This is a genomic window from Aquabacterium sp. NJ1, from assembly GCF_000768065.1.
Taxonomy (GTDB): domain Bacteria; phylum Pseudomonadota; class Gammaproteobacteria; order Burkholderiales; family Burkholderiaceae_C; genus Aquabacterium.
Genome location: NZ_JRKM01000001.1, coordinates 2,112,817 through 2,126,291 on the forward strand (window position 1 = coordinate 2,112,817; position 13,475 = coordinate 2,126,291).

12 protein-coding genes are annotated in these 13,475 nt (G+C 65.3%); 6 read left to right on the plus strand and 6 right to left on the minus strand.

Annotated elements, in window-relative coordinates:
• Window positions 1-5: 5 nt before the first annotated feature.
• From JY96_RS09085 to JY96_RS09095, 3 genes are read left to right on the plus strand one after another with little or no spacing between them, the layout of a single operon-like run.
• On the plus strand, window positions 6-1,586 hold the full coding sequence (locus JY96_RS09085; protein ID WP_035036797.1) for a DUF2306 domain-containing protein: 1,581 nt from the start codon (window positions 6-8) through the stop codon (window positions 1,584-1,586).
• 14 nt (window positions 1,587-1,600) lie between these two features.
• The gene (locus JY96_RS09090) at window positions 1,601-2,689 is read left to right on the plus strand and encodes an AraC family transcriptional regulator ligand-binding domain-containing protein (protein WP_052162314.1); all 1,089 of its coding nucleotides are present in this window, start codon (window positions 1,601-1,603) and stop codon (window positions 2,687-2,689) included.
• Window positions 2,686-3,135, plus strand: coding sequence for a DUF2834 domain-containing protein (locus JY96_RS09095; protein ID WP_035036800.1), 450 nt, complete (start codon window positions 2,686-2,688; stop codon window positions 3,133-3,135). The genes JY96_RS09090 and JY96_RS09095 overlap by 4 nt, the downstream gene beginning before the upstream one ends.
• Before the next feature lie 19 nt (window positions 3,136-3,154).
• Here the strand turns inward: JY96_RS09095 and JY96_RS09100 are convergent, their stop codons facing one another.
• From JY96_RS09100 to pyrE, 3 genes are all read right to left on the minus strand, one after another.
• Complete coding sequence (locus tag JY96_RS09100) at window positions 3,155-3,847, minus strand: hypothetical protein (RefSeq protein ID WP_152606417.1); 693 nt, start codon at window positions 3,845-3,847, stop codon at window positions 3,155-3,157.
• A 39-nt stretch (window positions 3,848-3,886) separates the two neighbouring features.
• On the minus strand, window positions 3,887-4,606 hold the full coding sequence (locus JY96_RS09105; RefSeq protein WP_235333888.1) for a DUF4124 domain-containing protein: 720 nt from the start codon (window positions 4,604-4,606) through the stop codon (window positions 3,887-3,889).
• Window positions 4,607-4,679: 73 nt separating this feature from the next.
• Entirely contained in the window at window positions 4,680-5,357 is a 678-nt protein-coding gene (gene pyrE, locus JY96_RS09110) for an orotate phosphoribosyltransferase (RefSeq protein WP_035036804.1), read from the minus strand.
• Between the two features lie 15 nt (window positions 5,358-5,372).
• Here pyrE and JY96_RS09115 point away from each other — a divergent pair, with 15 nt between their 5' ends.
• On the plus strand, window positions 5,373-6,185 hold the full coding sequence (locus JY96_RS09115; protein ID WP_035036806.1) for an exodeoxyribonuclease III: 813 nt from the start codon (window positions 5,373-5,375) through the stop codon (window positions 6,183-6,185).
• 204 nt (window positions 6,186-6,389) lie between these two features.
• Window positions 6,390-9,167 (plus strand): EAL domain-containing protein, encoded by a 2,778-nt coding sequence (locus JY96_RS22140; RefSeq protein WP_052162316.1) that lies wholly within the window; start codon window positions 6,390-6,392, stop codon window positions 9,165-9,167.
• Window positions 9,168-9,183: 16 nt separating this feature from the next.
• Here the strand turns inward: JY96_RS22140 and JY96_RS09125 are convergent, their stop codons facing one another.
• The 3 genes from JY96_RS09125 to JY96_RS09135 all read right to left on the minus strand — a co-directional run bounded on the left by JY96_RS09125 (window position 9,184) and on the right by JY96_RS09135 (window position 11,070).
• Complete coding sequence (locus tag JY96_RS09125; protein WP_035036808.1) at window positions 9,184-9,459, minus strand: cytochrome C oxidase subunit IV family protein; 276 nt, start codon at window positions 9,457-9,459, stop codon at window positions 9,184-9,186.
• A gap of 15 nt (window positions 9,460-9,474) precedes the next feature.
• Window positions 9,475-10,074 (minus strand): cytochrome c oxidase subunit 3 family protein, encoded by a 600-nt coding sequence (locus tag JY96_RS09130; protein ID WP_035036811.1) that lies wholly within the window; start codon window positions 10,072-10,074, stop codon window positions 9,475-9,477.
• Window positions 10,075-10,188: 114 nt separating this feature from the next.
• Window positions 10,189-11,070, minus strand: a complete 882-nt coding sequence (locus JY96_RS09135) for a LysR family transcriptional regulator (protein ID WP_035036813.1) — start codon at window positions 11,068-11,070, stop codon at window positions 10,189-10,191.
• 111 nt (window positions 11,071-11,181) lie between these two features.
• On the opposite strand from JY96_RS09135, the gene metE reads away from it, so the two are divergent.
• On the plus strand, window positions 11,182-13,464 hold the full coding sequence (gene metE, locus JY96_RS09140) for a 5-methyltetrahydropteroyltriglutamate--homocysteine S-methyltransferase (RefSeq protein WP_035036815.1): 2,283 nt from the start codon (window positions 11,182-11,184) through the stop codon (window positions 13,462-13,464).
• Window positions 13,465-13,475: the final 11 nt, after the last annotated feature.

A 13,475-nucleotide genomic window follows, 5' to 3' on the forward strand; every position in this document is an offset into this window, starting at 1 on the left:
GCACCATGAGCCTGTCCGCCCCCATCCCGCTGTCTCGCGCCACCCCGTGGCACACCTGGCTGCTGCGTGCAGTCGCCCTGGCGATGACGCTGGCCATGCTGCTGTACGGCCTGGCCGCCATCGATGCTGGGATCGTCAACTACCGGGGCGCGGGCAATGCTGAAGTGGCCGCCAAACGCATGGCCATGCAGCGTGCCGCCGAAGCCGGGCAGACGGTGGGCGACACAGCAGAGATCGCCGAGCATTCCAGCATCATGCTGGCCCTGCTCAGCAAGGTCAGCTCGCCCACCTATGCCTACGGCAAGAGTGGCCTGAGCGAGCCGCTGATCCACTACGCCACCATGCCCAAGGCCAACGGCATCGTGCTGTCGGTGCACAACGTGCTGGGTGGCGCCTGCATGTTGTTTGGCGCGCTGCAGTTCTGGCCAGCCTTTCGCCGGCGCTTCCCGCTGTGGCACCGCGCGTTTGGCAGCATCTACCTGGTGGCCGCGCAGGCCGCCATGGTCGCCTCGATGGTCTACCTGGTGCGCACACCGATTGCCGACATCTACGACCAGCTCACCTTCTATGTGGGCCTGTGGGGCCTGGCCGTCGGGGTGACGCTCAGCCTGTGGATGGCCATCTATTCGATGTGGCGCAAGCAGATCGCCCAGCACCAGGCCTGGATGTGCCTGAACTACGGCATGTTGCTGACCGCGCCCATCCAGCGTTATGGCTGGCTGGCCTTTGGTGCTGCCGCACCGCAGTTGCGCCAGCTGGAAGCCAACTATGCCGTCACCGGCGTGCTGGTGCCACTGTGCGTGATGATCGGCTACGGCCTGTTCAACATCAACCGCTGGCTGCAGGCGCCGCGCTCGGCCAAGGCCATGGACAAGGTGGCGCAAGGCTTCAAGGCCCAGGCCGGGCTGGGGCGCACGCTGGCGCTGCTGGGCCTGCCGGTGTTGCTGGCCGCAGGGGCCAGCACGGTGCAACACTACCTGCTGAACCCCGGGCTGGGCCAGGCCATCCACGCCGCCGAGCTGATCCCCGCGGGCGTGATCCAGATGGAAGACGCCGTGGTGGCCGAGCATGCGCTGAGCCGCACCGTGTTCGCGCTGGCCACCTTGCTGGGCCTGCTGGGCGGCGCACGCCTGTTGTGGACCGCCTTTGTCACCCAGCAGCCTGCGGCACGTATTCTGGGCGCGGGCACACAAGCGCTGGCAGCCGGTGGCGCCATCGCAGGCGCCCTGCTGGTGATGTGGGGCGTGCACATGGGCATGCCCAGCTTTGCCACCATCCAGGGCGGCGCCCTGTACGTGTTCGGCGGCGCCATCACCATGCTGTTCTCGGCCTTGCTGGGCCTGGCCTTGCACCTGCGGCAAGTCGCCTGGGCCAAGGAGTGGGGCCTGTTCGTGATCGCCTGCCTGGTGGCCACCCCCAGCTTCTACTGGATGTTGCCCGCGCTGGGCGCCATGGGCTTTGATGCCTCGTTCGTGAAGGCAGGCCACGTGTTCCGTCTGGCCAGCTACGGCCAATGGATGTTGATGATCGGCATCTTCGTGTACGCCATCTACGGCGAAGCCACGCACAGTAAACTGGCCCGCTGAACACGACCCGGCCCATGGTGAGCCCAGACCGCATCCTCAAGAGCCTGACCTTCCCCATCCAGTACCTGGAGATCGGGGAGTCGCTCGCCCGCGAGCTGCACCAGGATGTCGAGGCGCTGTACCACCACTGCGGCATCGACCTGCCCCGGCCCTTCATGCCCTGGCAGACCATCACCGGCAAGCAGATGCAGCTGGCGCTGGAGTTCTTCCTCAAACTGTGCCCGCCGGGCCCGCCGCCGCTGGTGCCCTTCATGGCGCACTTCCCGCTGACCACGCACGGCCCGGTGGGCATGCTGGCCATCACCTCGGCCAACCTGGGTGAAGCCCTGCAAGGCGCCTTGAAATACGCACCCCTGGTGATGCCGGCCTACAGCATGCGCCGCCAGGACGTGGGCGACGAAGTCCACATGATCATCGAGCGACTGCACGACTTCGGCGCCGTCAACGACTTCTTCACCGAGACCGTGGTGGCCGCGCCGCTGAAGATCATGCCCTTCCTGACCCAGCCGATTTCGGGTGGCACGGTCTACCTGATGCACAGCCCCATGGGTGACCCGGCCGAGTACGAAGCGGCCTTTGGCCTGAAGTTCGTGTTCAACGCCAAGCAGAACAAGATCGTGTGGCCCAGGCAGGATCTGGGCATCCCGCTGATCGCGCGCAGCCGAGCCTCGCACATGCTGATGAAGGCCACGCTGGAGCAGCAAAGCCAGGCCCGCATCGACATGAAGCCGACCACCCAGGAGGTCAAGCGCCGCCTGCAGGCCGCGGTGCGCCAGAAACAGATCGTGGATGCCGATGCCCTGGCACAGGCCCTGGCCATGTCCCCCCGCACCTTGAGCCGCCGTCTGCAAGACGAGGGCACGACGCTGCCGCAGTTGCGTACCGAGGTGGGCGTCGAGTACGCCGAGCTCTTGCTGCTGGAGACGGACAAATCCATCGCGCAAGTGGCGCATGCCGCCGGCTTTGCCGATGCGGCCGCCTTCACCCGGGCGTTCAAGCGCGCCACTGGCCAGACACCCTCGCAGCGGCGCACAGGCTCGGCGCAGCTGGATGCCCCCATCAACCCGGCAGCCCGGCCTGCCAGCACACCATCCTCATCATGACCCTGACACGTCGGCAAACCGCGCTGTGTGCGCTTTATGCCCTGATCGCCCTGGCAGCCCTGGCGGGCACCGCCGCCCAGCTCAAGCCGTATCTGGCCCTGGGCGTGGTGCAAGGCAATGTGCACTTCTGGCAGGACACGCTGCTCAACGCCGCCAGCCGCTTCATCACGGTGGACATCATGTTCGTGTTCCTCGTGGTCTGGCGCTGGATGCTGACGGAGGCACGCCGGCTGAGGATGGGTGGCTACGGCTGGTACTTCCCGGCTTCGCTGCTGATTGCCTTCAGCGCGACGCTACCGGTGTTCATGATCCACCGCGAGATCGCGCGCAGCCGCCTGCCCCAGGCGGAGCAGGAAAACACGGGCCTGCTGGGTGGGTTGAGCGTGCTGCTGGTGGGCGGCGTGGCACTGGCCTACACCTGGCGGGCGGTCGTGCTGGCGGGTTGAGCGCGCTGGCGTCTTGCTCTTACTTGACCAGGCGCCGCTCACCTTCGCACCCGTCCTTGAAGGCACGCAACTCCGCGGCAAAGGCGTTGACGCGTTGATCCAGCTCGCCCGACCGCTTGTTGAACAGATCCACCCGCTCGCTGAAACCCACCACGCTCCGGTTGAGCTCATCACGCGCCCGATTGGCCTCTTGCCCCCGCTGGTTGCTCTGACGCACCTTCTCGTTGTGCAGCTTGACGCGCTGGTTGAATTGATCGATGTCTGCGCGTGCGGTCCGGGCATCCTGGCCCTTGTTCGCACTGGTTTTTTGCAAGGCCTGCTTGCGGGCATCGAGCTCACGGCTTTCTTCGGCCAGCGCGCGTTGATCCAGGCGCAGCAGTTCAAACTGCTTGTCCAGCGCGGCACGTCTTGCCTCCAGTGCGGCACGCTCTTCTCGCAAAGGTTGCACGCCGATTTGCAGGGCTTGCCGCTCGGTGTCGAGTTCGGCTCGGCGAGACCGCAGCCCCGTGCTGCCGCTCATGCAGCGCTCGATGGCCTCGATCGAGGTGGTCGCCATGTCCTCGGGCATTTGCGATTTCCAGCGCATCACAATGCCCGGCAACTGCACAGGCTCTGACTGTTGCGCCATCGCCGTCGACGCCCCCAAGGCCATGACAACGGCCTTGACCAAGCGCCCATGAAACAGCGCCCTCTGTCTGATCTTTGTCGTCATAGGGGCACTCTAGCCACCCTTGATGACGACAACGCGACATCAACGAGGCAAGGAAGCCCCTTCCGAGGTCCCCGGCGGGGCACCACCCCACAAGCGCTTGAGCCGGGCGAGCTCGGCGTCGTACAGCGCATTCACCCGGGCGATTTCAGCCGTCTGCTGCGTGATGATGTCCTGCTGCGCCTGCTGCTGGGCATCGTTGGCTTCCAGCTTGCTCTTGAGCTTGTAGGGCAGACGCCGGCCCTTGTAGAACTCGGTTTCGGCCGTCAGGGGCTTGCGTTCTTCCTGCAGCTCCTTGAGGTGCAACTCGGAGGCGGCGATGCCCCGACGCAGGTCATCCAGGGCCGCTTCACGCGCCTTGTTGTGCGCAGCCTCATTGGGGAAGCGCAGCATCAGGTTGCGGTCACGCCGCACCGCGTCTTTCTGGGCCGCTTCGGCCAGTTCCTTCTGGCGCTGGCGCTCTTCGGCAGCGGCACGCTCCTCGGCGTTCATGCGGGGCGGCAGCGTCTTGCGCTGAGAGCCGTCCTTGTTGAGCACGCGCTGCTCGCGGTCCAGGCACTCGGGGATCGGGCGGTCCGAGGTGATCCGCTTGCCGGAGGCGTCCACACAGGTGTAGATGCCGGCCGCGTTCGGCGTGTTGCCTGATGACGATGTGGCCGCCAACGCACAGGGAGCCTGCGCCAGCATGCACGCCGCGACCAGTTTCGCCCCAATATGGGGCGTGATCCAGCGTTCAAGGGCTCCCGACTCAAACCTCATCATGGCTCCGTGCTGTGGCGCGTACGTCGCACGCCCTTATCGACCGATTGTGACCTGATCCTGTGATTTCAACGGCTCAGACGCCATAGCGTTGACGGTAAGCCAGCACCGCAGGATGGAAAGCGGTCAACGCCGGATCGGACTCCGTCTGCAGATACTGCAGCAAATCGGCCAGCGTGGCGATGGCAACAACGGGCAAACCGTAGTGCTGTTCCACCTGTTGCACGGCGCTCTCGCTGGCGTCCTGGCCGTTGGCGGTGGCCTTTTCCTGGCGGTCCAGGGCAATGGTGACACCGGCCGGCTTGGCGCCCGCCTTCAGAATCAGGTCAAACGACTCACGCACCGAAGTGCCTGCGGAAATCACGTCGTCAATGATCAGCACGCGGCCCTGCACGGGGGCGCCCACCAGGGTGCCGCCCTCGCCGTGGTCTTTCGCCTCCTTGCGGTTGTAGGCGAAGGGCTTGTTGTGGCCCAGGCGTGCCAGTTCGATGGACACGGCCGCGGCCAGGGTGATGCCCTTGTAGGCGGGGCCGAAGAGCATGTCGAATTCCAGGCCAGACGCGATCAGGCGCTGTGCATAGAATTGCGCCAGGCGGCCCAGCTTGGCGCCGTCATCGAACAAGCCGGCGTTGAAGAAATAGGGCGACAGGCGCCCCGCCTTGGTCTTGAATTCCCCGAACCGCAGCACCTTGGATTGCACTGCGAAGGCCACGAAGTCCTGGGCCAACGTGTCGTTTGAAGAGGTGTTGCTCATATAAATGGGTATCTCGTGTTTCGTCTGGTCTCACTCAACCTCAACGGCATCCGATCTGCCGCCACCAAGGGGCTCGTGCCCTGGGCTGAAGCCATGTCTGCCGATTGTATGGGCGTGCAGGAACTCAAGGTCCACATCGACGACATGCCCGAGCCGCTCAAAGCCGTGGCCGGCATGAACGGGCACTTCCATCATGCAGAAAAGAAGGGCTACTCCGGCGTGGGGCTGTACACGAAGCACGAGCCTTCGGACGTGATCATCGGCCTGGGCAACAACGACCCCAGCGGCGAGTTCGACCCCGAAGGCCGCTACGTGGAGCTGCGCTTTGACAAGCCCGGCCGCAAGCTGTCCATCATCAGCTGCTACTTCCCCAGCGGCTCCAGCTCGGAAGAACGCCAGGAGGCCAAGTACCGCTTCCTGGACATCATCCACCCGCACCTGGCCTCGCTGCGTGGCGAGCGTGAGTTCATCCTGATCGGCGACGTCAACATCGCCCACAAGGAAGCCGACCTGAAGAACTGGAAGGGCAACCTCAAGAACAGCGGCTTCCTGCCCGAAGAACGCGCCTGGATGAGCAAACTGCTCGACCCCGCAGGTGAGACGCGCCTGGTCGACGTCTACCGACGACTGCACCCCGACACCACGGACGCGTGCTACACGTGGTGGAGCAACCGCGGCCAGGCCCGCGCCAAGAACGTGGGGTGGCGCATTGACTACCACCTGGCCACGCCCGCGCTGGCCGAGACCGCGAAACAGGCCGCCGTTTACAAAGACCAGTGGTTCAGCGACCATGCACCACTGACCATCGATTACGACTTCAAGCTGTAAGCCGCGCGAACACGAACTCCGCCTGCGCCGCCGATCCACCAAGAAGCCAGGCGTCCATGCCGCAAAACCGCGCGCCAGCCGGCCCGTGGTTTGGTTACCCTTGTCAGAGTCGCGCCGTAAGGCGTATCCAGGCGAGGGTGACGTGACGTACTGACGAGGCCTCGATCCACTGACTCATCCCTGAACCGAGAAGGGGGAACGTCCATGAGGGGCTTTCGCGGGCTGTCGCTGAGAACGCGGGTCACGCTGCTCACGCTGGCGATCTTGCTGACCATCATCTGGTCATCCGCCTTCATCACGGGCCGTACGCTGCAGCGCGACGTCGGCGAGGTGCTGGGGGCGCAGCAACTCGGCACGGCGGCCATCATCGCGGCCACCATCGACAATGAGCTCAAAGAGCGTCAACATGCGCTCGAAAGCATGGCCACCAGCCTGGCCAAGGCCGACATGCACGACGCCGCAGGGCTTCAGCGCGAGCTGGCGCAACACCTTGTGTTCCAGAACCTGTTCAATGGCGGCAGCTTCATCACCCAGGCCGATGGCACGGCACTGGCCACGATGCCCGTCACCGTGCGCAGGCAGGGCGTCAACTACATGGACCGGGATTACCTCCAGGGTGCCTTGCGGGCGGGCCAGACCTCCTTCGGCCGCCCGGTCATGGGCCGCAAGATCGCTGCGCCGGTCATTGCCATGGCCACACCCATTCGCGACGCACAGGGGCACATCGTCGGCGCCCTGGCTGGCGTCATCAACCTGAGCCAGTCGAACTTTCTGGACTCCTCCGGCTACAACCAGATCAGCAAGACCGGCAACTACCTGCTGGTGGACGCCCGGCATCGCGTGATCATCACCGATGCCCGCAAGCAGCGCGTGCTGGAAGCGCTGCCCGCGCCCGGCGTCCGGCCCTGGGCCGACCGCTTCATTGCCGGCTTCGAGGGCAACCTGACCTTCGTCAATGCGGCGGGCGTGGAGGTCTTCTCGTCCATCAAACAGATCCCCGCGGCCGGCTGGTATGTGGCCGTCCAGATCCCCACGGCGCAGGCCTTTGCCCCCATCACCGCCATGCAGCACCAGATCTGGCTGACGGCGCTGGTGCTGACGCTGCTGGCCGGGCTCCTGACCTGGGGCATGCTGACGCGCGAACTGGCCCCGCTTCAAGCAACCGAGCGGGCCCTGACCGCCCTGCGCCAGGGCCAGGATGCGCTTGGGCACTTGCCACTCACCCGCAGCCGGGAGGTCAACAGCCTGATCGACGCGATCAACAGCCTGATCGACGAGTTGGCTGAACGGCAGGCCGCGCTCAATGAAAGCGAGGCGCTGTACCGAACCGCGTTTCGCACCAACCCTGATGCGGTGAGCATCGGCCGGGTGCGCGATGGCCAGTTCATCGATGTCAACGATGGCTTCACGCGCATCTATGGCTGGCGCCGGGAAGAGACCTTCGGGCAAACCGCGGAGTCTTTGGGCATCTGGACGGCCGCCGACCGGGCCGCGCTGGTCGAGGCGCTGGGGCCTGACGGGCACTGCCAAGACCTGGAGGTCGAGCGGCGCGCCAAGAATGGGCGGGTCTTCAGCGCGCTGGTGTCATCCACCCGGGTGACCCTGGCGGGCGAGCCCTGCGTGCTGACCGTGACACGCGACATCACCGAGCAAAAGGCGGTGGCCGAGCAGATCCAGCAACTGGCCTACACCGACCCGTTGACCTACCTGCCCAACCGCCGCTTGCTGATGGACCGGCTGCAGCAGTCCATCGCCAACAGCGTGCGCCACCATTGGCTGGGGGCACTGGTCTACATCGACCTGGACGACTTCAAGACGCTCAACGACACGCAGGGGCACGACAAGGGCGACCTCTTCCTGGTGGAAGTGGCCGATCGGCTGAGCGCCAGCATCCGCCGCGGTGACACGGTGGCCCGGCTGGGTGGCGACGAGTTCGTGGTCCTGCTGGAGCACCTGAGCGCGCACATTGATGAAGCCGCCACGCAGGCCAGGCAGGTGGCAGAGAAGATCCTGACGGCACTGAGCCAGCCCAGCCAGCTGGAAGGCGTGGCGCACCACGGGTCGGCCAGCATCGGCATCACCCTGTTTGGCGACCAGGCCGAAAACGCGACCGAGCCTTTGCGGCGAGCCGACCTGGCGATGTACCAGGCCAAGGCAGCCGGCCGCAAGACGCTGTGCTTCTTCGACCCGCAGATGCAGGCGCGCATCAGTGCCCGCGTGGCGCTGGAAGCCCGTATGCGCGAGGCCCTGACCCAACAGCATTTCGAGTTGCACTACCAACCGCAGGTCAACGAGGCTGGGCAGATCCTGGGCGTGGAGGCCCTGGTGCGCTGGCAAGACCCGCAGCGGGGCATGGTGTCGCCCGCCGACTTCATTCCACTGGCCGAAGAAACCGGGCTGATCCTGCCACTGGGCGCCTGGGTGCTGGAGACCGCATGCAAGCAACTGCACGACTGGGCGCAACAGCGTGACAGGGCTCACTGGAAGATATCGGTCAACGTCAGCGCGCGCCAGATCCATGGCGATGACTTTGTCGACCAGGTCAAGGCGGTGCTGCTGCGCACCGGCGCACCCGCACAGAAGTTGATGCTGGAGCTCACCGAGAGCCTGCTGGTCACCAACATCGAGGCCACCATCGCCAAGATGACGGCCATCAAGGCCCTGGGCGTGAGCTTCTCGCTGGATGACTTCGGCACGGGCTTTTCATCGTTGTCCTACCTCAAGCGCTTGCCGCTGGACGAGCTCAAGATCGACCGCAGCTTTGTGCGCGACATCCTGATCGATCCCAATGACACGGCGATCGCACGGATGGTGGTGGCACTGGGCAACAGCCTGGGCCTGGCGGTGATCGCAGAAGGGGTGGAGACGGCCGCCCAGCGCGATGCACTGGCCTCGCTGGGCTGCCTGCGGTACCAGGGCTACTACTTCAGCAAGCCGCTGCCGCTCGCGCAGCTGGAGGCCCTGGAAACCGGTCGGGTGTGAACCAGCGGCACGGGGCTCACGCCCAACGGCTGCCCAGCCAGTAGGCCAGCACGATGGCCGCCAGCACCAGACCCAACCAGCCCAGCATCAGGCGCCGCCACAGCGCGGGCGCATGGCGCAGCTCCATGAAGTCCAGGATGACCAGCAGGCCCTTGCCGCCGGCGAGCGCGAACATCAGCAGCACCGCCCCCATGCCAGCACGGCCGGCCAGGCCGCTTTCACCCAGGCCGAAGGTGATGAGCGTGGCCACCACCAGGGCCAGCCAGATGCGGTTGATCTTGTTGTTCAGCATGGCTTGGGCCTGTTTTCAGCGCATCACATAGACCAGCGGGAACAGGACGATCCACAGCAGGTCGACCATGTGCCAGAAGGCCGCGCCGGTTTCCAGCGAGTGGCTGTCATGCCGCCCGTAAGCCCCCTGCCGCGTGCGCACCAGCAGGATCGCCAGGATCACCATGCCCGCCACCACATGCAGGAAGTGGAAGGCCGTGAGCATGAAGTACAGCATGTAGAAGTCGTTGGTCGACAGGTCGATGCCGGCCTGGATCTTGGCTGCGAACTCGCTGACCTTCATGAACACGAAGCCGCTGCCACACAGCAGCGAACCGATCAACCATCGTGCGCCCTGCTGGCTGTCGTCACGGCGCACGGCCTGCACCGCACGGGCCACGCACCAGCTGCCAGAGATCAGCAACAAGGTGTTGAGCACGCCCGAGTGCAGATCCAGCGTGCGCTGGGACTCATTGAACAAGGCCACGTGCCGCGCCCGCGTGAAGGCATACGCCAGGAAGAGGATGCCGAAGGTGAGCAGCTCGGCCAGGATCACCAACCAGATGGCCAGATCGCCCACCAGACGGGGCTCTTGGGGAACATCGTGTGCAAGCGCGGGTGGCGTGGCGGCCAGCATGGGCAAGGTGAGGGCAAACGGCTAAGGTCACATCCTAGCGCGCCGTGGCGCCTCGGTGGGGCAAGCCCATCCCCGTGAAGGGGCTGCGCCTTGCGCCCGCCCATGCAGATGTGCTCAGCCCTCGCGGGCAAGCTGCACAAAGGCCTGCAGGTAGTCGATGTCGGCATCGGCCTCGCGCCAGCCCAGGTAGATCTGCTTGGCAATGCCCTTGCGCCCCAGTTTCACCGGCGTGATGGGCATGCTGCGCGCATAGTCCTGCACCAGCCAGCGCGGCAAGGCGGCCACGCCACGGCCACTGGCCACCATCTGCAACATGATGTCGGTGGTCTCGATGGTCTTGTGGCGCCGGGGCGCAATGCCCGCGGGCGTGAGGAACTGGTTGAACACGTCCAGCCGGTCGGTCGCCACCGGGTAGGTGATCAGCACCTCGTCGGCCAGTTGCCTGGGCTCGACGTGACGCACGCCTTGCAAAGGGTGCCCCGGCCCTACCACCAGCACCTGCTCGTAATCGAACACCGCTTCAAAACACAGGCCGGGCTTGTACAGCGGGTCGGGCGTCACCAGCAGATCGATCTCGTAGGCGAACAGCGCCCCGATGCCGCCAAACTGGAACTTCTGCTTGACGTCCACATCCACATCGGGCCATTGCGCCAGATACGGTGAAACGACCTTGAGCAGCCATTGATAACAAGGGTGGCACTCCATGCCGATGCGCAAGGTGCCGCGCTCGCCTTGCGCAAACTGATGCAGGCGATCCTGGGCTTGCTCCAGTTGCGGCAGCACACGGTTGGCCACGGCCAGCAGGTACTGCCCGGCTTGCGTGAGGCGCAGGCTGCGGCCCTCGCGCAACCAGATGTCGGTGCCCAGTTGCTGCTCCAGCTTGCGCATGGTGTGGCTCAGTGCGGACTGGGTCAGGCACAGCACCTCGGCAGCAGCCGTCAAAGAGCCTTGGCGGTCCACCTCGCGGACGATGTTCAGGTGGATGCGTTCAATCATGGCAAATCATGAATGAAATTAATGGATTTCTGAATTAATACCATTTTACTTCATGAGTCTCGATCCATACCATCGCCTTCGTTTTGAACAAGATCCACAGAAAGACGAAGCATGGTCACGACACACAACCTGGGTTTTCCTCGCATCGGCGCCAAGCGTGAACTCAAGTTCGCGCTGGAGGCCTACTGGAAGGGGCAAACCTCACGCGAGGACTTGCTCGCCGTCGGCGCACGATTGCGCCAGCAGCACTGGCAGGCGCAAAGCGGCCTGAGCCAGGTGCCCGTGGGTGACTTCGCTTTTTACGACCAGGTGCTCGACATGAGCTTCACCCTGGGCAACCTGCCCGAACGGGTGCAGGGCTTCCATGGCGACGCGCTGGACAACGCGTTTCGCGTGGCGCGTGGCCGCACGGCCGGGCACAGTGAATGCTGCGGTGGCAGCGGCGTGCAGGCCGGCGAGATGACCAAGTGGTTCGACACCAACTACCACTACATCGTGCCCGAGTTCGCGGCCGACACCACCTTCAAGCTGGATGCCTCGCGCCTGCTGGCGCAGCTTGATGAAGCCCGCAGCCAAGGTGTCAAGGCCCGGCCCGTGTTGATCGGCCCGGTCACCTACCTGTGGCTGGGCAAGGCCAAGGATGCATCCAACAAGCTGGCCCTGCTGGAGCGCTTGCTGCCCGTCTACGCCGAGCTGCTGGACCAGCTGGCCGCACATGGCGCCGAGTGGGTGCAGATCGACGAGCCGGTACTGGTGACCGAACTGGACACCGATTGGCGCCACGCCCTGAGCCTGGCCTACCACCAGCTCAAGGCCTGCCGCGTCAAGCTGCTGCTGACCACCTACTTCGGGCCCTTGGGCGACAACCTGCACCTGGCCTGCACGCTGCCTGTGGCCGGCCTGCACCTGGACGCCATCCACGCACGCGAAGAGCTGATGCCAGTACTGAACCTGCTGCCCTCGCACAAGGTGCTGTCGCTGGGCGTGATCAACGGGCGCAACATCTGGCGCACCGACTTGCAAGCCACGCTGGCTTGGCTGGAGCGTGTGCATGCGAGGCTGGGGGATCGCCTGTGGCTGGCGCCTTCGTGCTCGCTGCTGCATGTACCGGTGGATCTGAACAACGAGCAGCAACTGGACACCGAGCTGCGCTCGTGGCTGGCCTTTGCCTTGCAAAAGCTCGATGAGCTGCGCTGCCTGGCCAAGGCCTTGACCCATGGCCGCGAAGCCGTCAAGGACGAGCTGGCGGCCAACGCCGCGGCCATGGCTTCACGCCACGCCTCACCGCGTGTGCACAAGCCCGCCGTGCAGGCCGCCTTGGCCCGCATCACGCCGGAACTCGGCCGCCGCCACAGCCCCTATGCCGCACGTGCCCGCCAGCAAGCGGCCTTGCTGAAGCTGCCGCCCTACCCGACCACCACCATCGGCTCCTTCCCGCAAACGCCGGAGATCCGCCAGGCGCGCAGCCAGTACAAGGCTGGTGCGCTGGATGAAGCCGGCTACCAGGCCGCCATGCACGCCGAGATCGCCCGCAGCGTCAAGGAGCAGGAAGACCTGGGCCTGGATGTGCTGGTGCACGGCGAAGCCGAGCGCAATGACATGGTCGAGTACTTCGGCGAGCAGCTGGAGGGCTACGCCTTCAGCCAGTTTGGCTGGGTGCAGTCCTATGGCTCGCGCTGCGTGAAACCGCCCATCCTGTTTGGCGACATCAGCCGACCCCAGGCCATGACCGTGGCCTGGACGCGCTATGCGCAATCGCTCACCACCAAGCTCATGAAAGGCATGCTGACCGGCCCGGTGACCATGCTGAACTGGTCTTTCGTGCGCGACGACCAGCCACGCGCCGACACCTGCCTGCAACTGGCCCTGGCCATCCGCCAGGAGGTGCTGGACCTGGAGCAGGCCGGCGTGCGCGTCATCCAGATCGACGAGGCCGCCTTGCGCGAGGGCCTGCCGCTGCGCCGCTCGCAATGGCAGACCTATCTGGACTGGGCGGTGCAGGCCTTCCGCATCTCGGCCAATGGCGTGCAGGACGATACCCAGATCCACACGCACATGTGCTATTCGGAGTTCAATGACATCATCGCGGCCATTGCCGACATGGACGCCGACGTGATCACCATCGAGACCTCGCGCTCGGACATGGAGCTGCTCGATGCCTTCGAGCATTTCCACTACCCCAACGAGATCGGGCCCGGTGTGTACGACATCCACTCGCCCAACATCCCCACGCAGGCGCACATCGTGCAGCTGATGCGCAAGGCCGCCGAGCGCATCCCGGCCGAGCGGCTGTGGGTGAACCCGGATTGCGGGCTCAAGACACGCCAGTGGGCCGAGGTGATCCCGGCGCTGCGCAACATGGTGGAGGCGGCCCGCACGCTGCGCGCAGCCTGATGAAGTCGGCG

What these genes read in the sequence shown, in the direction of transcription:
- JY96_RS09125 (WP_035036808.1), bottom strand. Translation starts at nt 9,459, where the DNA reads ATGCTGAACAACAAGATCAACCGCATCTGGCTGGCCCTGGTGGTGGCC.
- JY96_RS22140 (WP_052162316.1), top strand. Translation starts at nt 6,390, where the DNA reads ATGAGGGGCTTTCGCGGGCTGTCGCTGAGAACGCGGGTCACGCTGCTC.
- metE (WP_035036815.1), top strand. Translation starts at nt 11,182, where the DNA reads ATGGTCACGACACACAACCTGGGTTTTCCTCGCATCGGCGCCAAGCGT.
- JY96_RS09100 (WP_152606417.1), bottom strand. Translation starts at nt 3,847, where the DNA reads ATGACGACAAAGATCAGACAGAGGGCGCTGTTTCATGGGCGCTTGGTC.
- pyrE (WP_035036804.1), bottom strand. Translation starts at nt 5,357, where the DNA reads ATGAGCAACACCTCTTCAAACGACACGTTGGCCCAGGACTTCGTGGCC.
- JY96_RS09095 (WP_035036800.1), top strand. Translation starts at nt 2,686, where the DNA reads ATGACCCTGACACGTCGGCAAACCGCGCTGTGTGCGCTTTATGCCCTG.
- JY96_RS09135 (WP_035036813.1), bottom strand. Translation starts at nt 11,070, where the DNA reads ATGATTGAACGCATCCACCTGAACATCGTCCGCGAGGTGGACCGCCAA.
- JY96_RS09105 (WP_235333888.1), bottom strand. Translation starts at nt 4,606, where the DNA reads ATGATGAGGTTTGAGTCGGGAGCCCTTGAACGCTGGATCACGCCCCAT.
- JY96_RS09085 (WP_035036797.1), top strand. Translation starts at nt 6, where the DNA reads ATGAGCCTGTCCGCCCCCATCCCGCTGTCTCGCGCCACCCCGTGGCAC.
- JY96_RS09090 (WP_052162314.1), top strand. Translation starts at nt 1,601, where the DNA reads ATGGTGAGCCCAGACCGCATCCTCAAGAGCCTGACCTTCCCCATCCAG.
- JY96_RS09130 (WP_035036811.1), bottom strand. Translation starts at nt 10,074, where the DNA reads ATGCTGGCCGCCACGCCACCCGCGCTTGCACACGATGTTCCCCAAGAG.